General features: G+C 63.9%; 16 protein-coding genes and 1 pseudogene. 11 read left to right on the top strand and 6 right to left on the bottom strand.

The window, feature by feature from the left end:
- Window positions 1-83: 83 nt before the first annotated feature.
- Complete coding sequence (locus ACZ9H4_RS10145; protein WP_408142909.1) at window positions 84-395, top strand: hypothetical protein; 312 nt, start codon at window positions 84-86, stop codon at window positions 393-395.
- A 350-nt stretch (window positions 396-745) separates the two neighbouring features.
- Here the strand turns inward: ACZ9H4_RS10145 and ACZ9H4_RS10140 are convergent, their stop codons facing one another.
- The gene (locus ACZ9H4_RS10140) at window positions 746-1,000 is read right to left on the bottom strand and encodes a hypothetical protein (protein WP_408142911.1); all 255 of its coding nucleotides are present in this window, start codon (window positions 998-1,000) and stop codon (window positions 746-748) included.
- Window positions 1,001-1,306: 306 nt separating this feature from the next.
- Window positions 1,307-1,702, bottom strand: a pseudogene (locus ACZ9H4_RS10135) (transposase); the annotation flags it as partial.
- Window positions 1,703-2,109: 407 nt separating this feature from the next.
- Here ACZ9H4_RS10135 and ACZ9H4_RS10130 point away from each other — a divergent pair.
- The 9 genes from ACZ9H4_RS10130 (at window position 2,110) to truB (ending at window position 14,838) form a co-directional block, all read left to right on the top strand.
- Window positions 2,110-3,012 (top strand): LysR family transcriptional regulator, encoded by a 903-nt coding sequence (locus tag ACZ9H4_RS10130; RefSeq protein WP_408142913.1) that lies wholly within the window; start codon window positions 2,110-2,112, stop codon window positions 3,010-3,012.
- A 230-nt stretch (window positions 3,013-3,242) separates the two neighbouring features.
- On the top strand, window positions 3,243-4,472 hold the full coding sequence (locus tag ACZ9H4_RS10125; RefSeq protein ID WP_408326110.1) for a pyridoxal phosphate-dependent aminotransferase: 1,230 nt from the start codon (window positions 3,243-3,245) through the stop codon (window positions 4,470-4,472).
- Window positions 4,473-4,831: 359 nt separating this feature from the next.
- Complete coding sequence (gene scpB, locus ACZ9H4_RS10120) at window positions 4,832-5,839, top strand: SMC-Scp complex subunit ScpB (RefSeq protein WP_408326108.1); 1,008 nt, start codon at window positions 4,832-4,834, stop codon at window positions 5,837-5,839.
- 63 nt (window positions 5,840-5,902) lie between these two features.
- Entirely contained in the window at window positions 5,903-7,750 is a 1,848-nt protein-coding gene (rluB, locus tag ACZ9H4_RS10115) for a 23S rRNA pseudouridine(2605) synthase RluB (protein ID WP_476118939.1), read from the top strand.
- A gap of 517 nt (window positions 7,751-8,267) precedes the next feature.
- On the top strand, window positions 8,268-8,726 hold the full coding sequence (gene rimP / locus ACZ9H4_RS10110; RefSeq protein WP_121318629.1) for a ribosome maturation factor RimP: 459 nt from the start codon (window positions 8,268-8,270) through the stop codon (window positions 8,724-8,726).
- Window positions 8,723-10,198 carry a transcription termination factor NusA gene (gene nusA / locus ACZ9H4_RS10105; RefSeq protein ID WP_408142920.1) on the top strand — a complete coding sequence of 492 codons (1,476 nt, stop codon included), beginning with the start codon at window positions 8,723-8,725 and terminating at the stop codon, window positions 10,196-10,198. Before rimP ends, nusA begins: the two co-directional genes overlap by 4 nt.
- A 94-nt stretch (window positions 10,199-10,292) precedes the next feature.
- The gene (gene infB, locus ACZ9H4_RS10100) at window positions 10,293-13,256 is read left to right on the top strand and encodes a translation initiation factor IF-2 (protein ID WP_408142922.1); all 2,964 of its coding nucleotides are present in this window, start codon (window positions 10,293-10,295) and stop codon (window positions 13,254-13,256) included.
- Between the two features lie 186 nt (window positions 13,257-13,442).
- Window positions 13,443-13,808, top strand: a complete 366-nt coding sequence (gene rbfA / locus ACZ9H4_RS10095) for a 30S ribosome-binding factor RbfA (RefSeq protein WP_121318621.1) — start codon at window positions 13,443-13,445, stop codon at window positions 13,806-13,808.
- A 94-nt stretch (window positions 13,809-13,902) separates the two neighbouring features.
- Window positions 13,903-14,838, top strand: a complete 936-nt coding sequence (truB, locus tag ACZ9H4_RS10090) for a tRNA pseudouridine(55) synthase TruB (protein WP_408326102.1) — start codon at window positions 13,903-13,905, stop codon at window positions 14,836-14,838.
- A 145-nt stretch (window positions 14,839-14,983) separates the two neighbouring features.
- On the opposite strand, the gene ACZ9H4_RS10085 is transcribed toward truB, so the two are convergent.
- The 4 genes from ACZ9H4_RS10085 to ACZ9H4_RS10070 form a co-directional block, all read right to left on the bottom strand.
- Window positions 14,984-16,552, bottom strand: a complete 1,569-nt coding sequence (locus ACZ9H4_RS10085; protein WP_476118937.1) for a DHA2 family efflux MFS transporter permease subunit — start codon at window positions 16,550-16,552, stop codon at window positions 14,984-14,986.
- 34 nt (window positions 16,553-16,586) lie between these two features.
- Complete coding sequence (locus tag ACZ9H4_RS10080; protein ID WP_476118936.1) at window positions 16,587-17,813, bottom strand: EmrA/EmrK family multidrug efflux transporter periplasmic adaptor subunit; 1,227 nt, start codon at window positions 17,811-17,813, stop codon at window positions 16,587-16,589.
- Window positions 17,814-17,884: 71 nt separating this feature from the next.
- The gene (locus ACZ9H4_RS10075; RefSeq protein WP_408142930.1) at window positions 17,885-19,393 is read right to left on the bottom strand and encodes an efflux transporter outer membrane subunit; all 1,509 of its coding nucleotides are present in this window, start codon (window positions 19,391-19,393) and stop codon (window positions 17,885-17,887) included.
- Between the two features lie 49 nt (window positions 19,394-19,442).
- The gene (locus ACZ9H4_RS10070) at window positions 19,443-19,958 is read right to left on the bottom strand and encodes a MarR family winged helix-turn-helix transcriptional regulator (protein ID WP_408154348.1); all 516 of its coding nucleotides are present in this window, start codon (window positions 19,956-19,958) and stop codon (window positions 19,443-19,445) included.
- Window positions 19,959-20,289: 331 nt separating this feature from the next.
- Between ACZ9H4_RS10070 and typA the strand changes: the two genes are divergently transcribed.
- On the top strand, window positions 20,290-22,116 hold the full coding sequence (gene typA / locus ACZ9H4_RS10065; protein WP_476118935.1) for a translational GTPase TypA: 1,827 nt from the start codon (window positions 20,290-20,292) through the stop codon (window positions 22,114-22,116).
- Window positions 22,117-22,217 lie beyond the last annotated feature (101 nt).

Genomic DNA, 22,217 nt, shown 5'->3' with positions numbered 1-22,217 from the left:
GGCGGGTGCTATGCGCGTCACTGGTGGCGCGGTGACGTGTTGGGCATAGATGTGTCATAGCTGCACTTTAAGAAAGAAGTGAGATGACCACGTATTCCAACGAAGCAGTACTTGAAGCGCTGCGGCGAGCGCAATATCGTCAGGTTCCCTGGGCCAGAAGGCCGGGCGTTTTTCAATATCTTCGCGCACTGGGTCTGATGGACACGGTTCGGCAGCGCACGGTCGCACCGGCTCCGGGCTTTCATGCACCTGTCGACATCGCCGTGCTCACGGAACGCGGCAGAGCCGAGTTCGCGCGGCTCGCGCATGACGAGCGGCTGCTCAGCTGGAGCGCACAGCGAATGAATGAATACGCCGTCTCCACAGCGGAAGCGCGGTCCACCGCTGCTCTCTGAGCGCAAATCTGTTTTGGGTCGAGCGGGTAACGACACCATCATCCCGGTCGCATCGCGCGGCTGGCGGCGGGTTTTTGCTTCCGTCATTCAGGAATGGCGCGGCGCCTCGAGCGTCGCGGATCGTCGTTCACGCGAAAAAAAGCCCGTATCGCGAGGATACGGGCGTACCGGAATTACTACTGCCACGCTGTGCTAATGGCGTTGAATCAGACTGGCACAGCGGACGGTGGTTCCCCGATTATTTTCGTTGCGCCTGAGGCGCCAATCATTCGCGTTGGCGACACTGCAAGCAATCCCTCCCCATCACGACGAGCCGGTAGGCTCGCAAAGAGCCGCTGACGACTCAGGGACTACCGATGCCGCGTCGGCTCTTCACGCGGCGTATCCGGACGCGCACGCACGTTGCTGGCGATGTCGCCACGCAAATCACCGCGTGGCGCCGGCGGCGTGAAGTCCCGGCTGCGCGTCTGGCTTTGCTGCCACGCTTCAAGCGTAGCCGAACGATCCGGCCGCCAGTTCCATGCCTGTGGGCGCTCCTGAGTGAGCGCCGGTGCGGTCATTGATGAAATCACAATGCCGCACAGAAGCAGTGACATTGGTTTCATGCTGAGCTCCCGTCAAGCCGATCGACTCAAGGCCTGTTTGCATACATATAAGGTATGCCGGGAGGCGAAAGCACGTTGTAATTAATAGTAAATGGATGTTTCACCTGCAGCCGTTGGGGCCGCTTTGAACGTGCGCTTACAGCGCGCGACAGTCGCGCAAGCGGTGGCATAGCGGAAAGGGACGACTGAACGGGGCGCGCCAGACGGCGGTGCCCGCGATGGCGCCGGCGTCGTTGGAGACACGCGCGGCGAACCGGATAGACGCCGGGCGCCCACGGGCGCCCGGAGGTGAAACAGTGCGCGTCAGGCCATCTTGACCGGCGCGCGCCACGATTCCGGGTTGGTCCAGAACGCGCCACGCAGGCGGTCGCGGCTCGGCGGTGCCGGCGGTTTCGCTGCAGTCGCGCCGATGCGGCCGCGCAGCGAAATTTCACGGCCGCTCGTGCCGAGTCGCTTAACTATTTCGGCGAGCGTACCATCGGCTTGCCATTCGTCGAAGCGACGGCGGCAAGTCGGCGGCGACGGATAGCGGCCCGGCAGTTTGGACCAGCCTTCGCCCGTCGACAGCACCCAAAGCACGGCGTTGACCACCGCTCGCGCTTCCACGCGCGGCCGACCACGGCGCTCGCTCCGTGCCGGTTCCGCGCAGAACAAAGCCTCGACCAGCGCCCACTCGTTGTCTCTCAAATCGTCGAACAGCATCATGTTTCACCTCAGCGAAGCTAACTCCGGTGCGCTGCCCCGCGCCGCGCACTCTCCATGCACTCGATAGGCGAGTGCCAAGGGGGTCGGGCTGCCACGGCTGCCATGCAGTCAGAAGTCGTGGCACCGATCCTGTGTCCGTGCAAATGCAGGAAGTGTGCCAAGTTGATTCCGATCGCCTCAAAGCCCAGTGACGGCGGGCCAGCGCAGGCGCCAGCTAGGGGCGTATAAGAATCCAAAAAACCCATCTCGCAAATCGGGACAATCACCAATCTTGTGCAATCAGGCCCGGCCAGCGTGCGTTCGCGCCGTATTGCTGCATTGCAGCGAGAGGGCTCATTCCACGGTGGGGCATGCTTTTGGCCCTTACAATGCGCATTAAATGAAGTTATTGATGAGGTTGGTAAATGAATGTAACGCTGCGTCAGCTAAGGGTTTTCATCGAGGTCGCGCGCCTGCAGAGTTTCAGCCGGGCCGGTGATGAAATCGGCCTGACGCAGTCGGCGGTGAGTCGCTGCGTGCGCGAACTCGAAGGCGAGATCGGCCTCAAGCTGATCGATCGCACGACGCGCGAGGTTCAGCTCACCGACGTCGGCGGCAATCTGGTATCGAGCGTGTCACGTTTGCTGACGGATCTCGACGACGCGCTGCGCGAGATCCGTGAAATCGGCGAGCAGCGGCGCGGACGCGTGGTGGTGGCCGCCAGCCCGACCGTGGCCTGCCGGCTGATGCCGGGCGTGGTAGCGTCGTGCGGGCGGCAGTTTCCCTATATCACGCTGGGCTTGCGCGACGACGTGCAGAGCGACGTGATGCGCAAGGTCAAGTCAGGCGAAGTCGATTTCGGCGTGATCATCGGCCCGTTCACCGCCGACGATCTGCTCAGCGAAGCGCTGATGACCGATTCGTTCTGCGTGGTCACCCGCGACGACCACCCGCTGGCCGCCCACGAGCAGGTTGCGTGGACCGACCTCGACGGTCAGCAACTCGTGATGCTCGATTACGCGTCGGGCAGCCGGCCGATCATCGACGCCGTGATGCAGGAGCACGGCGTGAGCGCTACGGTGGTGCAGGAGTTGGGGCATTCCGCGACCGTGTTCGGGCTGGTCGAAGCGGGCGTCGGCGTCAGCGTGCTGCCGTGGCTGGCTTTGCCGTTGCCGGCGGGCGCGTCGCTGGTCGCACGGCCGCTCGTGCCGCGCGCGGAGCGCCGGGTCGAACTGGTGCGCCGGCGCGACCGCTCGTTGTCGCCGGCAGCGGAGGCGGTGTGGGATTTGATCCGCCAATTGCCGGGGCGGGCGGAGGATTTGAGTTAGTCCGGGCGGCGCGATGAGCCTGGTCGGCGGATTCACGACGGTCGCCCCGCGCGGCCGAAACCGAACGGCAGCGGTTCCGCGCAGCGGCATGAGCACCGACGCCTGCCGCGACCGTCCCCCGCCCACACTGCGCCAGCGGCCGAGTTCGCCGCTGCCAAAGCAGGCGCCGCGCTAAACTGGCGCCTTCCCTGCCCGTCAGCCTTTACCTTTCACCCTGTCTGGAAGTCTCGATGAGCGATTTGGACCTGCCTGTGCCCTCCATCCCGAATGCGCGCGATGCCGTGCGCGCGCTGCGTTCTTCGCAGATCCGTGAAGTCGCCAATGCCGGCTTTGGCGTTGAAGACGTTCTGCCGTTCTGGTTCGGCGAGTCCGACCGGGTCACGCCCGCTTTCATCCGCGACGCCGCCAGCAGCGCGCTGGCTGCCGGCGCTACGTTCTATACGCATAATTTGGGCATCGCGCCGTTGCGCGCGGCGCTCGCGAGCTACGTCAGCGAACTGCACGGCGCGACCTCGCCGGACCATATCGCGGTGACGAGCGCCGGTGTCAACGCGCTGATGCTCGCCGCGCAACTGGTTGTGGGCGCCGGTGATCGCGTCGTTGCGGTGACCCCGCTGTGGCCGAATCTGGTCGAAATTCCGAAAATTCTGGGTGCGCACGTCGAAACGGTTGCGCTGGGCTACGGCGAACGCGGCTGGCAGCTCGACGTCGAGCAATTGCTGGCGGCGCTGACGCCCGACACCAGAATGCTGATGATCAACTCGCCGAACAATCCGACCGGCTGGGTGATGAGCCGCGACGATCAGCGCACCGTGCTCGACCATTGCCGGCGGCACGGCATCTGGATTGTCGCGGACGAAGTCTACGAGCGTCTCTACTACGCCGACGCCGACGCCGACGCTGCCGCGAGCGGCGCGCCTGCGCGCACCGCGCCGTCGTTCCTCGATCTGGCCGGCCGCGACGAACGCGTGATCTGCGTGAACTCGTTCTCGAAGGCGTGGCTGATGACCGGCTGGCGGCTCGGCTGGATCGTCGCGCCGACCGCATTGATGGACGATCTGGCCAAGCTGGTCGAGTACAACACGTCATGCGCGCCGTCGTTCGTCCAGCAGGCTGGCATCGCAGCCGTCCAGCAGGGCGAGCGGTTCACGCGGGAATTGGTGCTCGACCTGAAAGCTTCGCGCGATCATCTTGTGCGCGCGCTGTCGGCAGTGCCGGGCGTCAATGTCAAGGTGCCGCCTGGCGCGATGTATCTGTTTTTCTCGATGCCGGGCGCGGCGCACAGCCTCGAACTATGTAAGGCGCTCGTGCGCGAAGTCGGGCTTGGTGTGGCACCCGGCAGCGCGTTCGGGCCGCAGGGTGAGGGTTTCGTGCGCTGGTGCTATGCGTGCGATACGGCGCGCCTGGACGCGGGCGTCGAGCGTCTGAAGCAGTTTCTGGCGCGGTCTGACGCAGTTTAGTGGGCGTTTGGAGAATAAGCCCGACCGCCCGGCTGAAAAAGCCTAATGAAAAAGGCGGAGTTTCTGTCGGGTTACCTGCGCTTTTCCGTTTAGGCACACCCGCGGGAGCGCAGCCGGAAAATGCGCGGCGGGTTTCGTCTTTACGCACCGATTGTTTTTGCGTAATATGGCGCTCAGTCACGCGATTCCTTCCAGGAATATCGCTGCTCCGTCCGGCTGGGTTTGGCTCGATAGTCTGTTTCGCCTCCCCCCGGTGCGTGCTCCCATCAATATGACCGATCAGAATCGGGCGAGCGCGTCTTCAGTTCCACATCGTCTGTTTGATCCGGTTCTTTGACCACAGGGTCTGACCTAGCTGCATGAATACCCAAGAGGCGAAGATCGTCCTCGAGACTGCCTTGATCTGCGCGCAGGAGCCGTTAAAGCTCGGCGAATTGCGCAAGCTCTTTGCCGACGGCGTGTCGGCAGACACCGTTCGGAACTTGCTCGAAGACCTCAAGCAGGACTGGTCTGGGCGCGGTGTGGAGCTGGTCGGGCTGGCATCGGGCTGGCGGTTTCAAAGCAAGCCCGCGATGCGCTCGTACCTGGATCGTTTGCATCCGGAAAAACCGCCGAAATATTCACGCGCGGTGCTCGAGACGCTCGCGATCATTGCCTACCGGCAGCCGGTCACGCGGGGCGATATCGAAGAAATTCGCGGTGTCACCGTGAATACGCAAGTCGTCAAGCAGCTCGAGGATCGCGGCTGGATCGAGGTGATCGGCCATCGTGACGTGCCGGGCCGTCCGGCGCTGTACGCAACCACGCGGCAGTTCCTCGACGACCTCGGGCTGACCGCGCTCGACGAATTGCCGCCGCTCGCGGATCCGTCGGCGCAATTGAACGCGGATCTGCTCGGGCAGCATGCGATCGAGTTCGCCGACCTCGAGACCGCGCAGAATCTGGCGGCGGACGCGGAAGGCGAAGCCGCGGAGCACCCTGAGTTGTCGCGGCCGGCCGAGGCGACGGGGGCAGAGGGTGCCGAAACCGTAGCGTACGAAGCCGAAGCGGCCGGGACTGTCGCAGACGTCACGCCGGCGCCTGAGGCGCATCCGGACACGATCGACGCGCCGGGCGCACAAGAACATGCCGAAACGGCAGACGCAGCACCGCAGACCGGCATCGCCGGGTCAGCACAGCATGACGATCCGGTCTCCCAGGCCGATCCGGCAACACCCGCGCACGACTCGGGCGTACTCCGCAATACGGAGCGCGCCGCCGAGCCGAACCCGACCACGGCGGCGCACGACGATCCTGAAGATCGTCGCGATGCCGCACAGGACGCAGGCATTCTGACCGACGACGAACCCGAGTCGCGCAGCGCCTGACGTAACCGAACTTTTTTGCCACACCCGCAACGGGCGTGCGCGACCTGACATTTTGAGGTTGTTTTGACACATACCCACGACACCGATTCGTCCGAATCCGAGCGCGCCGTGCCGTCGGCACGGGCCGACGAAACGCGCACCACGCAAGCGTCGGCAGGCGAGGGCGAGCGCCCGGCGCAGAGCGCGGAAGCAGACGGTGAAGACCGTCCGCGCCGCGGCCTGCGTCGCGGACCGCGCAGCCTGATCGCGCGGCGCCGCGCCGGGGCGAAGACGAAGGGCGCCGAAGGCGCGCCCGCGCAAGGGGCGCCGGTCGTCACCGAGGCGCCGCCGGACGGCGAAGTGGTCGCGCAAGTGCGCATGCCCCGCAAGGATGCAGGCGCCAAGGGTCAGGGCTCGCGGCGCAACGCCCAGGCGGGCGGCGCGAAGCGCGAGGGTGGTCAGCGCGAAGGCGCACCTCGTGAAGGTCAGCGCGAGCGTCAGCCGCGTGAAGGCGGGCAGCGTCAGAACCGCCGCGGCGGTGAGGCGCCGGCAGCGGCGGCCACGGAAGCCGGTCAGGACGATCTGTTCTCGTACGTGACATCCCCCGCGTTCGACGCGGATAACAGCGCGACCGGCAGCGTGCGCGCCCCGATGCTGCGTCATGGCAAACCGGCTGCGCCCAAGCGCGTGCTCGCCGCGGACGACGACGCGCCGAAGCTGCACAAGGTGCTGGCCGAAGCCGGAATGGGGTCGCGCCGCGACATGGAAGAGCTGATCGTGGCCGGCCGCGTGTCGGTGAACGGCGAGCCGGCTCACATCGGCCAGCGCATCATGCCGACCGATCAGGTTCGCATCAACGGCAAGCCGGTCAAGCGCAAGCTGGCCAACAAGCCGCCGCGCGTGCTGCTGTATCACAAACCGACCGGCGAAATCGTCAGCCATGCCGACCCGGAAGGACGTCCGTCGGTGTTCGATAAACTGCCGCCGATGAAGACCGCCAAGTGGCTCGCGGTCGGCCGCCTCGACTTCAACACCGAAGGTCTGCTGATGCTGACCACGTCGGGCGATCTGGCGAACCGCTTCATGCACCCGCGTTACAGCGTCGAGCGTGAATATGCGGTGCGGGTGGTCGGCGAGCTGGCCGAAGGCATGCGTCAAAAGCTGCTGCACGGCGTCGAACTGGATGACGGTCCGGCCAACTTCCTGCGCATTCGCGACGGCGGCGGCGAGGGCACCAATCACTGGTATCACGTCGCGCTTGCCGAAGGGCGTAACCGCGAAGTGCGCCGTATGTTCGAGGCGGCCGGCCTGATGGTGAGCCGCCTGATCCGTACGCGTCACGGCCCGATCTCGCTGCCGAAGGGTCTGAAGCGCGGCCGTTGGGAAGAACTCGAAGACAACCAGGTGCGCGCGCTGATGGCCTCGGTCGGACTGAAGGCGCCGACGGAAGAGCGCGGCGGCCGTAGCTCGGCGCCGGAGCGCAAGCAGCCGGATCCGATGCAAACCTCGATGGGCTTCATCAATCGCGAACCCGTGCTGATGTCGCATAGCCGTTTCGAACAGCAGCCGCGTGGTCCGGGTCAGGGCCGTCGCGGTGCGGCGGGCGGCGGCTTCGGCGGCGGCGCGAGCACCGGGTACGGCAACCGTGGCGCCGGCCGTGGTGCCGGTGGTTTCGGCAGCGCGCTGGGCGGCGGTGCGGCCGGCCCGCGTGGCGGTCGTGAGGTCGACGGCAATCGCGCGCCGTCGGGCAGCGGTAATCGTGCTGGCGGCGGCAAGCGTGCCGGCGGCAACACTGCCAATCCGGGCGGCGGCAATCGCGGCCCGGCCGGCAACCGTGGCGGCAACGCCAACCGCGCGGGCGGCGGCAATGCCAACGCGGGCGGCGCCAATCGTGGCGGCGGCGCGCCGCGCGGCCGTTCGCGCGGTCGTTGAGCGGCCGGATTGGCCGCGTATGACGACCGGCGGCGTATCGTTCCTTAACGATTTTCGCGGCCGCCGTCGGAATCGATCGATGAATGCCACGGTTTCATGCCACGCATGAAACCGCGATGCGGCGGAAAATGGGGCGGGGTTTGACCGCCCCGCTTGCCCGGCCTGGGGCAAGGCGGCAGCAGCCGCTTTGCAAAAGGCCCGCGAGGCCGCCGCGAGGTCGAAAGATTCCCATGAAATCAAGCGGAAATGCGCTTCGTACGGCGTTCTGCGGTTTGCGTTTGTCCCGAAAAATGGCTACAATCGCGAAGTCGCTGGGCGTGCGGCTTTTCATGTGCGGCTCAGGTGCGACCACCGGTAATAAGATGATGGGCGTTTAGCCCATTTTTTTTTGCCGCTCAGTTCATCGTGGTTCGGCATCTCGGGTTCGCACGAACGTGCGCCGGCTTGGCGCACGGCCCGCATTGATTGTTTGCAAAACAAGCGGCAGGCTCGCTGCGCGAACATCTAAGAGGGCACTGTGCAACTGACGGAACTGATTGAAACCACGGTCGTGGGACTCGGGTACGAGCTCGTCGATCTCGAGCGCACCGGGCGCGGCATGATGTGCATCTATATCGACCAGCCGGCCGGCATCGCGATCGAAGACTGCGAGAAAGTCACGCGTCAGCTCCAGCACGTTCTGACGGTCGAAAATATCGATTACGAGCGGCTTGAAGTATCGTCGCCGGGTCTCGACCGCCCGCTGAAAAAACTGGCGGATTTCGAACGCTTCGCAGGCAGCGAAGTGGTTATCACATTGAAAAAGCCATTGGACGGACGGAAATCGTACCGGGGCATCCTGCATGCTCCGCAAGGCGAAACGATCGGTCTGGAATTTGAAGGGAAGGAAGGCGCCGCGATGCTCGATTTCACGCTCGCGGACATGGACAAAGCACGCCTCGTTCCGAAAGTTGACTTTAGGAGCCGCAAACAATGAGTCGCGAAGTGTTGATGCTGGTGGATGCGCTGGCACGCGAGAAGAATGTCGACAAAGACGTGGTATTTGCCGCGCTCGAAGCGGCTCTCGCTTCGGCCTCCAAGAAACTCTTCGAAGAAGATGCGGATATCCGCGTCCATATCGACCGTGAAAGCGGCGAGCACGAAACGTTTCGCCGCTGGAAAGTGGTGCCGGACGAAGCCGGTTTGCAGGAACCGGATCAGGAAATTCTGCTGTTCGAAGCACGTGAGCAGAAGCCCGAGATCCAACTCGACGAGTACATCGAAGAACCGGTGCCGTCGATCGAATTTGGCCGTATCGGCGCGCAGGCCGCCAAGCAGGTGATCCTGCAGAAGGTGCGCGACGCTGAGCGCGAGCAGATCCTGAACGACTTCCTCGAGCGCGGCGAGCACATCATGACCGGCTCGGTGAAGCGTCTCGACAAGGGCAACTTCATCGTCGAAACCGGCCGTGTCGAAGCGCTGCTGCGCCGCGACCAGCTGATTCCGAAGGAAAACCTGCGCGTGGGCGACCGCGTGCGCGCCTACATCGCGAAGGTCGATCGCACCGCGCGCGGTCCGCAGATCGAACTGTCGCGTACGGCGCCCGAATTCCTGATGAAGCTGTTCGAGATGGAAGTGCCGGAAATCGAGCAGGGCCTGCTGGAAATCAAGGCGGCGGCCCGCGATCCGGGCGTGCGCGCGAAGATCGGCGTGGTCGCCTATGACAAGCGCATCGATCCGATCGGCACCTGCGTCGGCATTCGCGGTTCGCGGGTGCAGGCGGTGCGTAACGAGCTCGGTGGCGAAAACGTCGACATCGTGCTATGGTCGGAAGATCCCGCACAGTTCGTGATCGGCGCGCTCGCGCCGGCAGCGGTCCAGTCGATCGTCGTCGATGAAGAAAAGCACTCGATGGACGTCGTCGTAGACGAAAACGAGCTGGCGGTCGCGATCGGCCGCAGCGGCCAGAACGTGCGTCTTGCCAGCGAACTCACCGGCTGGCAGATCAACATCATGACGCCGGACGAATCTGCGCAGAAGCAGAATCAGGAACGCGGTGTATTGCGCGACCTGTTCATGGCGCGTCTCGATGTCGACGAAGAAGTCGCCGACATCCTGATCGACGAAGGCTTCACGAGCCTCGAAGAGATCGCCTATGTGCCGCTCAACGAAATGCTCGAAATCGAAGCATTCGACGAAGACACCGTTCACGAACTGCGTAATCGCTCGCGCGACGCGCTGTTGACGTTGGCGATCGCGAATGAAGAAAAGGTCGAAAATGTAGCGCTCGATCTGAAGAGCCTGGACGGCGTCGATGCCGACCTGCTCGCGAAGCTTGCTGAACACCAGGTCCAGACGCGCGACGAACTCGCCGAGCTGGCCGTGGATGAACTGGTCGAGATGACCGGTATGGAAGAGGATGCCGCTAAGGCGTTGATCATGAAAGCACGTGAACACTGGTTCCAGTGAGAAATGACCATGGCGCACTAAATTGAACGCGGCCGTTAGGCCGCATGACACGATGCTAACCGCAAGGAATCGGTCCTTGCATTAAGAGGAATGAATGGCGAGTAACAACGTAGCCCAATTTGCCGCGGAACTGAAAATGCCTGCAGGCGTGCTGCTCGAGCAGCTGCAGGCAGCGGGCGTCACAAAAGCGAGCGAAGACGACAACCTGTCCGAGGCGGACAAGGCGCGTCTGCTCGACCACTTGCGCAAGTCTCACGGCTCGACTGATGCGGACAAGCGCAAGATCACGCTGACGAAACGGCATACGTCGGAAATCAAGCAATCCGATGCGACGGGTAAAGCTCGCACCATTCAGGTCGAGGTGCGCAAGAAGCGCACTTTCGTCCGCCGCGACGAAACCTCCGCCGAAGGCGGAGATGCATCGAATCATGCGGCCGAAGGCGCCGAGGTCGACGATCTGGAACTTCAGCGTCGTGAAGAGGAAGCTCGTCACGAAGCTGAGCTGCTCGAAAAGCAGGCTCAGGAGCTGAAGGCTCGCCAGGAACAACTCGAACGCGAAGAAGCCGAGCGTCAGGCGCGTGAGCAGGCTGCCGAAGCCGAGCGTCGTCGTGCGGAAGAGGAAGCGGCGAAGAAGCGCGCAGCGGCTGCGGCCGAGGCGGCGGCACGCGAGAAGGTCCAGCAGGTGGCGCAAGTCGCGCAGCCGGTCGTCGCGAAGGCCGAGCCGGCGGCTGCCAAGGCAGCGGAGCCGGTCGTCGCCAAGGAAAGCGAGCAGGACGACGAACGCGCAGCGGCGGAACGTGCTGCGCAACGCGAGGCCGCGAAGAAGGCGGAAGACGCAGCGCGTCAGGCCGCCGAGAAAGCGCGTGCCGAGCAGGAAGAAATCGCGAAGCGCCGCGCCGCGGCGGAAGCCGAAGCACGGGCGATTCGCGAAATGATGAACACGCCGCGCAAGGCGCAGGTCAAGGCGCCGGAACCGGCACCGAAGCCCGCCGAGCCGGCCAAGGCCGCGGAAGCCAAGGGCACGCTGCACAAGCCCGCGCGTCCGGCAGGCGAAGCACCGGCGCGTCCGGCTGCGAAGAAGCCGGCTGCTGCGGCTCCGGCTTCCCCGAGCGCGCCGTCCGCCGGCGACAAGAAGAAGCCGGGCGGCGGCAAGGGCGGCTGGCAGGACGACGCAGCGAAGCGCCGCGGTATCAAGACGCGTGGCGATTCGAGCGGCGGTGTTGATCGCGGCTGGCGCGGCGGCCCGAAGGGGCGCGGCAAGCATCAGGATCAGAACACCACGTTCCAGGCGCCGACCGAACCGATCGTGCGGGAAGTGCACGTGCCGGAAACCATCACGGTCGCCGATCTGGCGCACAAGATGGCGGTGAAGGCCTCGGAAGTCATCAAGTCGATGATGAAGCTCGGCCAGATGGTCACGATCAACCAGATGCTGGACCAGGAAACGGCGATGATCATCGTCGAGGAACTGGGGCACCACGCGGTGGCGGCCAAGCTGGACGACCCGGAAGCGATGCTGGTCGAAGGCGAGGTGTCCGATGCGGAAGCGTTGCCGCGTCCGCCGGTCGTCACGGTCATGGGTCACGTCGACCACGGCAAGACCTCGCTGCTCGACTACATCCGCCGCGCGAAGGTTGCAGCGGGCGAAGCGGGCGGCATTACGCAGCACATCGGCGCTTACCACGTCGAAACGCCGCGTGGCGTGATCACGTTCCTCGACACGCCGGGTCACGAAGCCTTTACGGCCATGCGTGCCCGCGGTGCGAAGGCAACCGACATCGTGATTCTGGTGGTCGCAGCCGACGACGGCGTGATGCCGCAGACGAAGGAAGCGATTGCCCATGCGAAGGCAGGCGGCGTGCCGCTCGTCGTTGCGATCAACAAGATCGACAAGCCGGATGCGAATCCGGAACGCGTGAAGCAGGAACTCGTCGCGGAAGGCGTCGTACCGGAGGAGTACGGTGGCGATTCGCCGTTCGTGTCGGTGTCGGCCAAGACCGGCGCGGGCATCGACGATCTGCTCGAAAACGTGTTGCTGCAAGCCGAAGTGCTGGAACTGAAGGCACCGGTCGAAGCGCCGGCCAAGGGTCTCGTCATCGAAGCGAAGCTCGACAAGGGTAAGGGTCCGGTTGCAACGATCCTGGTCCAGTCGGGTACGCTGAACCGCGGCGATGTAGTGTTGGCGGGTAGCGCTTACGGTCGCGTGCGAGCCATGCTCGACGAAACCGGCAAGCCGACCAAGTCCGCCGGTCCGTCGATCCCGGTCGAAATTCAGGGTCTGTCGGAAGTCCCGCAAGCAGGCGAAGAAGTCATCGTCATGCCGGACGACCGCAAAGCGCGTGAAGTCGCGCTGTTCCGTCAAGGCAAGTTCCGCGACGTCAAGCTGGCCAAACAACAGGCCGCGAAGCTCGAGAACATGCTGGAGCAGATGGGCGAAGGCGAAGTGCAGTACATGCCGCTCATCGTCAAGGCTGACGTGCAGGGTTCGCAGGAAGCTTTGGTGCAGTCGCTGCTCAAGCTGTCGACCGACGAAGTGCGCGTGCAGATCGTGCACGGCGCCGTGGGCGGCATCAGCGAGTCCGACGTCAACCTGGCCACGGCTTCGAAGGCGGTCATCATCGGCTTCAACACTCGTGCGGATGCGCAGGCTCGCAAGCTGGCGGAGTCCAACGGCGTCGATATTCGCTACTACAACATCATCTATGACGCAGTGGATGACGTGAAGGCCGCGATGTCGGGCATGCTGGCACCGGAGAAGCGCGAAGTCGTGACGGGTACGGTCGAAGTGCGCCAGGTCTTCAAGGTACCGAAGATCGGCGCGGTGGCCGGCTGTATGGTCACGGACGGTTTCGTCAAGCGCTCGTCGTCAGTGCGCGTGCTGCGCAACAACGTCGTCATCTTCACGGGCGAGCTCGATTCGCTCAAGCGCTTCAAGGACGACGTGAAGGAAGTCCGTCAGGGCTTCGAGTGCGGTATGTCGATCAAGAACTTCAACGACATCGTCGAAGGCGATCAGTTCGAAGTCTTCGAGGTCACCGAAGTCGCGCGTTCGCTGTAATTCACGCGACACGGCTCAACGGGCGGAGCGGGCTTTGACGCCCGCTCCGCCCGTTGTTTTTGGGCCCACTGTGCGCAAGCCCCTGGTCATGCTTTGAAAAGCGCGCCGCTTGTATGCCGCGTAAAAAAAACACTTCGGCTTGCGCGAACCACTTTTTGCATCCGTCAGATCGGATCACACAACACCATGCCTAAGAAACGTTCTTCTCCCAATCGCAACGTGCAGATCGCCGATCAGATCCAGCGCGATCTGTCCGAACTGCTGCGCGAGGTCAAGGATCCGCGCATCGGCATCGTCACGATTCAGAGCATCGAGCTGACGCCGGACTACGCGCACGCGAAAGTCTATTTCACGACGCTGACCGGCGACCCGCAACAGACGCTCGAAGCGCTCACGCACGCGGCCGGCCATCTGCACAATCAGCTCTTCAAGCGACTGCATATCCATACGGTGCCGACGCTGCATTTCCACTACGACAAGACGATCGAGCGCGCCGTCGAAATGTCGCGTCTGATCGACGAGGCGAATGCCAATCGCGCGAAGGAAGACTGAGCGCACCGTGAGCGGCCGCGCTCGTTGCCATGCCTGAGAGCCGCGATGCGCTCAGTGCCGTTTTTGTATTCATTGAAGTCTCCGCCTTTCTGACATGACCGCACCTCAACGCCCCCGCGTGCCGCGTCGCGCGCTCGACGGGGTCCTGCTGCTCGACAAGCCGCTTGGCCTATCGAGCAACGACGCGCTGATCCGCGCGAAGCGTCTCTATCTGGCGAAAAAAGCCGGCCATACCGGCACGCTCGACCCTTTGGCGACAGGCCTGCTGCCGCTGTGTTTCGGCGAAGCCACCAAGTTTTCGCAAGACCTGCTCGAAGCCGACAAGACCTACGAGGCGACCATGCGCCTCGGCATTCGTACGACCACCGGCGACGCCGAGGGTGAAGCGATCGACACGCGAGAAGTGGCGTGCGACGAGGCGGCGGTGCAAGCTGTGCTGTCCAAGTTTCTCGGCGTCATTGTCCAGGTTCCGCCGATGTATTCGGCGCTCAAGCGCGATGGCAAGCCGCTGTACGAATATGCACGCGCTGGGCAGACCGTGGAGCGGGAAGGGCGTCAGGTAACGATCCTCAAGCTCGAATTGCTCGCTTGCGCGCTGCCGGATGTGACATTTCGCGTGACGTGCAGCAAGGGCACCTACGTGCGCACGTTGGCCGAGGATATCGGCGAGGCGCTGGGATGCGGCGCGCATCTGGTCGCGCTGCGGCGCACCGGTGTCGGCGCGTTGACGCTCGCGAATTCGGTGACGCTCGATGCGTTGTCCGATGCAACGGAAAGCGAGCGCGATTCGTGGCTGCAGCCGGTAGACGCGTTACTGTCGACATTCCCGCTCGTGCGGTTGAACGAAGACGACACGCGCCGCTTTCTGCACGGCCAACGCCTGAAGCTTTCCGAGTTGACCATTGCCGGCGATGCCGTGAACGCGCCGCGCGTGAGAGTGTATGCGGGACAAGGCCGCTTGCTGGGCGTCGCGAAGCAAGGTGAGGGCGTGCTCGCGCCCGAACGGCTGGTGGTAACGACGGCGAGCTAGATCGCTGGCGTCACCTTGAGCATGGAGGGCCACGCGTCCGGCAAAGGCGTTCGGCCTGCTGCAAGTGCAAAGAAAAAGGCGGGACCGCTACTGAGCGGTCCCGCCTTTTTTCATCTCGCGAGCTTTGTATGACTGAAGCGGAGCCTCAGTGCGCAGCAGCCGCCGCCGCGCCCGCATCGCCGCCCGCGCGTTCCGGCCGCGTGATCCAGATCAGCGCGATCAGCGCCACGAAAATGCCGGCGGAAACAAAGAACAGATCGTTCACGCCCAATTGCGCGGCTTGCTGTGTGGCCATCGAATTGAAGAGACCATACGCCTGCGGCTGACTGAAGCCTGCCGCACCCATCTGCCGGATCGACTGATCGAAGACCGGGTTGTACGCGTTCGCCTGTTCGGCCAGTTGCGCGTGATGCATGATCGTGCGGTGATCCCACGCGGTCTGGAAAATCGAAGTGCCAATGCCGCCGCACATGATCCGCACGAAATTCGACAGACCCGATGCCGCCGGAATCCGGTTGCCAGGCAAGCCCGACAGCGTGATCGACACGAGCGGAATGAAGAACCCCGCCATGCCGATGCCCTGAATCAACGTGGGCAGCAGCAGCGAATACGTATCGACGCCGGTCGTATAACGCGAGCGCATCCAGAAGCACAGCGCGAACACGAGGAAGGACAGCGTCGCGATATAGCGCGGATCGGTACGCGGCAAGATCTTGCCCGTGATCGGCGACAGCAGCACGGCGAACAGACCGACCGGTGCCATCACCAGCCCCGCTTCGGTCGCGGTGTAGCCGATATCGGTTTGTAGCCACAGCGGCAGCAACACGAGATTGCCGAAGTAGAGCCCGTAGCCGATCGACAGTGCGATCGTGCCGCCCGTGAAATTGCGCCGGCTGAACAGCGACAGATCCACTACCGGATGCTCGGCCGTCAACTCCCACACGATGAAGAACGCGAGCGCGATAACCGCGACCAGCGCCAGCACGACGATGGTCGTCGACGAGAACCAGTCGAGGTCCTTACCCTTGTCGAGCATCACCTGCAGCGAGCCGACCCAGACGATCAGCAGGCCGAGGCCGACGCCGTCGATCGGTGCTTTTCGGATCGCCGAATCGCGGTTGCGGAAAATCGTCCACGTCGCAGCAGCGGCGATGATGCCGACCGGAATGTTGACGTAGAAAATCCACGGCCACGAGATGTTGTCGGAAATCCAGCCGCCCAGAATCGGACCGGCCACCGGCGCAATCAGCGTCGTCATCGCCCACATCGACAACGCCATCGGCGCCTTCGCGCGGGGATAGCTGGCGAGCAGCAGCGTTTGCGACAACGGGATCATCGGGCCGGCCACCGCGCCTTGCAGCACGCGCGACGCCAGCAGGAACGGCAGCGTCGGCGCGAGACCGCACAGCCATGACGAAATCACGAACAGCACGATCGACGCCATGAACAGACGCACCTGGCCGATGCGATCGGTGAGCCAGCCGGTCAGCGGCACGGAGATCGCGTTCGCGACCGCGAACGAGGTGATCACCCACGTGCCCTGATCGGCAGACACGCCGAGATCGCCCGAGATCGACGGGATCGACACGTTCGCGATCGACGTGTCGAGCACGTTCATGAACACGGCGAGCGACACCGCGATGGTGCCGATCACCAGTTGCGCGCCCTCGAGCGGCGGGTGAGGGGCTTGCGCCTGAGCCTGAGCCTGAGCCATTAAAGAAGCCTTCTATGAATCGTCGTGTGGCTGCTTAGCTCTTCGCTGCGGGCTTCGCGGCTGCGCCGGTCTGAGTCGACTTTGGCGTGCCGCCGTTCGGGCCGGCGTTTTCCGCGATGATGCGGGCGATTTCCGCGTCGGCTTCGTCGCCGTATTTATCGAAGACGTTGGTCTGGTAGGCGGTATTCGACGCGTTGCCGAGCTGGCCGCCGCTGGCGTCCTTGATGTTCACGTCGGCTTGCATCGACAGACCGATGCGCAGCGGGTTCTTGTCGAGTTCCTGCGGATCGAGCGCGATACGCACCGGCAGACGCTGTACCACCTTGATCCAGTTGCCGGTCGCGTTTTGCGCGGGCAGCAGCGAGAACGCCGAACCCGTGCCCGCGGAGAAGCCGACCACCTTGCCGTGATACGGCACCGACGAACCGTACACGTCGGCGGTCAGTTCCACCGGCTGGCCGATGCGCATGTGCTTGAGCTGCACTTCTTTGAAGTTCGCATCGACCCATACGTCGTGCAGCGGCACGATGGCCATCAACGGGGTGCCCGGCGAGACGCGCTGGCCGACCTGCACCGAGCGCTTCGCGACATAGCCGGTCACGGGCGCGGGCAGGACGTTACGCGCGTGGTTCAGGTACGCGTCGCGGACCTTCGCGGCGGCGGCCTGCACGTTCGGATGGTTTGCAATCGTGGTGTTAGCGGTCAGCGCGCGGTTCGACGCCAGTTGCTGCCTGGCGGCGTCGACGGCGGCTTGCGCGCTCTTCACGGCGTCGCGGGCGTGCGAGATTTCTTCCTGCGACACCGCGCCGGTTTGCGCGACCGTCAGACGGCGCTTCAGGTCGTCCTGAGCGCGCGACAGATCGGACTGACGCAGTTCGACTTGCGCCTGGTATTGATTGTCGTCGGCGAACAGGCCGCGCACCTGGCGCACCGTTTGCGCGAGATTCGCCTCGGCCTGTTCGAGCGCGACGCGCGCGTCGGCCGGATCGAGCACGACGAGCGGATCGCCCGCCTTGACGACTTGCGTGTCGTCCGCGTTCACGGCGATCACGGTGCCCGTGACCTGCGGCGTGATCTGCACGACGTTGCCGCTCACGTACGCGTCGTCGGTGTCTTCATGGAAACGCGCGACGAGGAAGTAGTACAGGCCGTAGGCGACCGCGGCGATCAGAATCACGATGACGAGCAGCGTCATCATGCGCTTGCGTTTGCCGTTGTTCGCCGGTTGTGCGTTGGGCGCGGGCTGTTGGGGGGTGCTCATTGATGTGCTCCGGGTTCTCTTGAACGTCGTCGTTTATTCGGATGTTGGTGTGCGTGCTGCGCGGCGCGTGGTCAGTTCGCCGCGGCGGTCGCGGCGGTGGCCGATGCCGGGGCATCGGTCGGCACCACGAGGCCGGTCTGTGTTGCGTCGAAACCGCCGCCGAGCGCCTTGATGAGGCCGATCTGCATATCGCGGCGGCGCATCTTCAGGCCCGTCACCGTCTGTTCGGCGGCGAGCAGATTCTGGTCGGCGGTCAGCACCTGCAACTGCGGCGACAGGCCGGCCTTGTAGCGGATCACAGCCAGTTGATAGGCCTTGCTCGACGCCTCGAGCGCGCGTTGCGCGTCGCCTTCCTGCTGGTCGATTGAGCGGATCGACGACACCTGTGTCGCGACCTGCTGGAGCGCGTTGATCAGCGTCTGGTTGTAGTTCGCCACGTTGAGGTCGAAATCGGCAAAACGGCCCTTCAGTTGCGAGCGCAATGCGCCGGCGTCGAAGATTGGCAGGTGAATCGCCGGACCGAACTGGATCTGACGGCTCGACGCGGTCAGGAAGCGGCCCCAGCCGAACGCGTCGAAACCAAAGCCGGCCGCGAGGTTCACGTCGGGGAAGAATTCGGCTTTCGCTTCCTTCACGTCGTGCATGGCCGCTTCGACCTGCCAGCGCGCGGCGACGATATCCGCGCGGCGCGCCACGAGGTCGGCCGGGATGTTGTTCGGCAGCGCGACCGTGTCGCCGGCTGTCAGCGTCGGCCTGGCGATCTGCAGGCCGCGGTCCGGACCTTTGCCGAGCAACGCGCCCAGCTGGTAGCGCACGACGGTGATCTGGCCGTCGAGGTCGGTCAGGTTCGACTGGCTGGTCGCGATGTTGCCCGTCGCGGTTTGCCGCTCGACGTTGGTGTCGAGACCGGCCACGACGCGGCCGTCGGTAATGCGGCCGATGTCCTTGCGGTTGGCGATTTCGCGCTCGGCGATTTCACGGAACGCGTACAGCTGCGCGAGCTGGTTGTAGGTGCTCGCCACGGACGCGGCGAGCGTCACGCGCGCCTGCTGCATGTCCGCCTGAGCGGCCCTTTCCTGCGAGACGGCCTGGCCGAGGCGCTCACGGTTCTTGCCCCACAGGTCGAGATCCCACGATGCGCTCGCGAGCACATTGTTCTCGCTATACCAGGTGCCGCCGTACGGAGGCGGGTAGAGCGAGTTGGCGGAGAAGATCTCGCGGGTCCACGAATAGCTGGCGTTGACCTTCGGGAACAGCGCCGAGCGCGAGCTTTCGATGTACGAGGACGCCTTCGCCAGACGCGCTTGTGCCTGCGCAATCGACGGACTGCCGTCGAGCGCTTCCGCGATCAGGTTGGACAACTGCGGGTCGCCGAACTGCTGGGCCCAGTCGAGCGACGGCCATTGGCCGCCTTCGCCGGGCAGGCTCCGCGCTGACTCGTACTGCGTCGGCGACGAGATCTGCTTGTCGTTCTTCATGCCGAAGTAGTTCGCGCACCCCGTAAGGGCGAGCGCCGTCACCGCAGCGGCGACAGCGGCCCGGCTCGAAAGCGCGGGCGCGGACAGGGAAAGGGATTTCATCGCTCGACTCTTTGAGTGGAATGTAATGATGGACACTGCAAGCAATTTCTTACGATTTGCTGTCAAAATTGCTTGCTGCATCACGGGTTAGTCCCGTTTGTTCACCGGAATTGACGAGCACGCGACGCAGCATGCTCTTCAGAAAACCCACTTCTTCGGCGGTGAAACCGTTCAGCAGGCTGTCCAGCACGCCGTTGAAGATGCCCGGCATTCTGGCTGCGATCGCATGGCCTTCCGGGGTCAGCGCAAGGCGTACGACCCGGCGGTCTTCGTTACTACGCACGCGGGTCAGCAGTCCGCGCTTCTCCAGGCGGTCGATCAGGCGCGTGACGGCGCTTGCGTCGATGCCGTATTCACGGGCCAGCTCGGCGGCCAGCAGGCATTTTCCGCTGGCGACCATGAACAGGATGCTGCCTTGCTGACTGGTGATGCCCAACTCGGCCATGCTGCGCTGGGTGATCAGGTTCGACATGGTCGATTTCACCCGCGAGAGGAGATAGCCGACGCTTTCGCCTAGCTGATACTCGCTCAGGTCCGGCGTGGTATTGGGGGACGGCTCCGTCATGATTCTCGTGCGAATGCAATGGTTGACTAGGCAGGATTATAGGACGCGGTTGATTGACGCGGCAAGCGTTATTACAGCTTAGGCAAGGATCTGTCCGTTCCCAAGCCGGAATAGACACGACTTCGCGTAGGTCTGCGCTGACGGAGTCAGGCCGTCCCATGCACCGCTGTGTGGAAGAGGGCGGGTCTATCAGGGAATACCAGAAAGCTTCATTCTTGCGTGCTACAATGTTGGGTTCCCAAAAGTGCGCTTTGGGCTTGTCGTGGTTGGTATCAGTAAAGTAGTAACCGGCATAAGCAAGCGGCGCACTCCAACTGTCTCCAGGTTTCCTATGACCCGCGCCCTACGCAACATCGCCATCATTGCTCACGTCGACCACGGCAAGACCACGCTCGTCGACCAGCTCCTCCGTCAGACCGCCACGTTCCGCGACAACCAGCAAATCGCCGAGCGCGTGATGGACTCGAACGACATCGAAAAGGAACGTGGCATCACGATCCTGTCGAAGAACTGCGCGGTCGAATACGAAGGCACGCACATCAACATCGTCGACACCCCGGGCCACGCCGACTTCGGCGGTGAAGTGGAGCGCGTGCTGTCGATGGTCGACTCGGTGCTGCTGCTGGTCGACGCCGTCGAAGGCCCGATGCCGCAAACGCGCTTCGTGACCAAGAAGGCGCTGGCGCTCGGCCTGAAGCCGATCGTCGTGATCAACAAGGTGGATCGTCCGGGTGCGCGCATCGACTGGGTGATCAACCAGACGTTCGACCTGTTCGACAAGCTGGGCGCAACTGACGAACAGCTCGACTTCCCGATCGTCTACGCATCGGGTCTGAACGGCTATGCCGGCCTGACGTCGGACGTCCGTGAAGGCGACATGCGTCCGCTGTTCGAAGCCGTGCTCAAGCACGTGCCGGTGCGCCCGGCCGATCCAGATGCGCCGCTGCAGCTGCAGATCACGTCGCTGGATTACTCGTCGTACGTCGGTCGTATCGGCGTGGGCCGCATCACGCGTGGCCGTATCAAGCCGGGCATGGCGGTTGCCGTGCGTTCGGGTCCGGATGGCGCGGTCCTGAACCGCAAGATCAACCAGGTGCTGTCGTTCAAGGGCCTCGAGCGCGTCCAGGTCGACTCCGCTGAAGCCGGCGACATCGTGCTGATCAACGGTATCGAAGAAATCGGCATCGGCGTGACCATCTGCGCACCGGAACAGCCGGACGCGCTGCCGATGATCACCGTCGACGAACCCACGCTGACGATGAACTTCCTCGTCAATTCGTCGCCGCTGGCTGGCCGCGAAGGCAAGTTCGTCACGAGCCGTCAGATTCGTGACCGCCTGATGAAGGAACTGAACCACAACGTCGCGCTGCGCGTGAAGGAAACCGGCGACGAAACTACCTTCGAAGTGGCGGGCCGTGGTGAACTGCACCTGACCATTCTCGTTGAAAACATGCGCCGCGAAGGCTACGAGCTGGCCGTGTCGCGTCCGCGCGTGGTGATGCAGGAAATCGACGGCGTGAAGCACGAGCCGTATGAAAACCTGACGGTCGACATGGAAGACGGCCACCAGGGCGGTGTGATGGAAGAGCTGGGTCGCCGCAAGGGTGAAATGCTCGACATGGCGTCGGACGGCCGTGGCCGTACGCGTCTCGAGTACCGTATTTCGGCGCGTGGTCTGATCGGCTTCCAGTCGGAATTCCTGACGCTCACGCGCGGCACGGGCCTGATGAGCCACACGTTCGACTCGTACCAGCCGGTCAGGGAAGGCGCGGTCGGCGAGCGTCGCAACGGCGTGCTGATCTCGCAGGACGATGGCGCGGCAGTCGCGTACGCACTGTGGAAGCTGCAGGATCGCGGCCGTATGTTCGTGTCGCCGGGTGAGCCGCTGTACGAAGGCATGATCATCGGCATCCACAGCCGTGACAACGACCTGGTCGTGAACCCGATCAAGGGCAAGCAGCTGACCAACGTGCGTTCGTCGGGCACCGACGAAGCGGTGCGCCTCGTGCCGCCTATCCAGATGTCGCTGGAATATGCGGTCGAATTCATCGACGACGACGAGTTGGTCGAAGTCACGCCGCAATCGATCCGTCTGCGCAAGCGGTATCTGAAGGAGCACGAGCGCCGTAGCGCAAGCCGCAAGGGCGCGGTGGACTGAGCGGGCCTCGGCCTGAACCGGTTCGCGGCGATTCTTCGCTGCGCGGCGTTGTAGACGAAAGCCACCTTCGGGTGGCTTTCGTCATTTCCAGGCTTGAAACA

This window comes from Paraburkholderia sp. TE9906 (assembly GCF_056279605.1).
This window is presented reverse-complemented; position numbering and strand designations above follow the sequence as displayed.

What these genes read in the sequence shown, in the direction of transcription:
- ACZ9H4_RS10145 (WP_408142909.1), top strand. Translation starts at nt 84, where the DNA reads ATGACCACGTATTCCAACGAAGCAGTACTTGAAGCGCTGCGGCGAGCG.
- ACZ9H4_RS10140 (WP_408142911.1), bottom strand. Translation starts at nt 1,000, where the DNA reads ATGAAACCAATGTCACTGCTTCTGTGCGGCATTGTGATTTCATCAATG.
- ACZ9H4_RS10130 (WP_408142913.1), top strand. Translation starts at nt 2,110, where the DNA reads ATGAATGTAACGCTGCGTCAGCTAAGGGTTTTCATCGAGGTCGCGCGC.
- ACZ9H4_RS10125 (WP_408326110.1), top strand. Translation starts at nt 3,243, where the DNA reads ATGAGCGATTTGGACCTGCCTGTGCCCTCCATCCCGAATGCGCGCGAT.
- scpB (WP_408326108.1), top strand. Translation starts at nt 4,832, where the DNA reads ATGAATACCCAAGAGGCGAAGATCGTCCTCGAGACTGCCTTGATCTGC.
- nusA (WP_408142920.1), top strand. Translation starts at nt 8,723, where the DNA reads ATGAGTCGCGAAGTGTTGATGCTGGTGGATGCGCTGGCACGCGAGAAG.
- infB (WP_408142922.1), top strand. Translation starts at nt 10,293, where the DNA reads ATGGCGAGTAACAACGTAGCCCAATTTGCCGCGGAACTGAAAATGCCT.
- rbfA (WP_121318621.1), top strand. Translation starts at nt 13,443, where the DNA reads ATGCCTAAGAAACGTTCTTCTCCCAATCGCAACGTGCAGATCGCCGAT.
- truB (WP_408326102.1), top strand. Translation starts at nt 13,903, where the DNA reads ATGACCGCACCTCAACGCCCCCGCGTGCCGCGTCGCGCGCTCGACGGG.
- ACZ9H4_RS10085 (WP_476118937.1), bottom strand. Translation starts at nt 16,552, where the DNA reads ATGGCTCAGGCTCAGGCTCAGGCGCAAGCCCCTCACCCGCCGCTCGAG.
- ACZ9H4_RS10080 (WP_476118936.1), bottom strand. Translation starts at nt 17,813, where the DNA reads ATGAGCACCCCCCAACAGCCCGCGCCCAACGCACAACCGGCGAACAAC.
- ACZ9H4_RS10075 (WP_408142930.1), bottom strand. Translation starts at nt 19,393, where the DNA reads ATGAAATCCCTTTCCCTGTCCGCGCCCGCGCTTTCGAGCCGGGCCGCT.
- ACZ9H4_RS10070 (WP_408154348.1), bottom strand. Translation starts at nt 19,958, where the DNA reads ATGACGGAGCCGTCCCCCAATACCACGCCGGACCTGAGCGAGTATCAG.
- typA (WP_476118935.1), top strand. Translation starts at nt 20,290, where the DNA reads ATGACCCGCGCCCTACGCAACATCGCCATCATTGCTCACGTCGACCAC.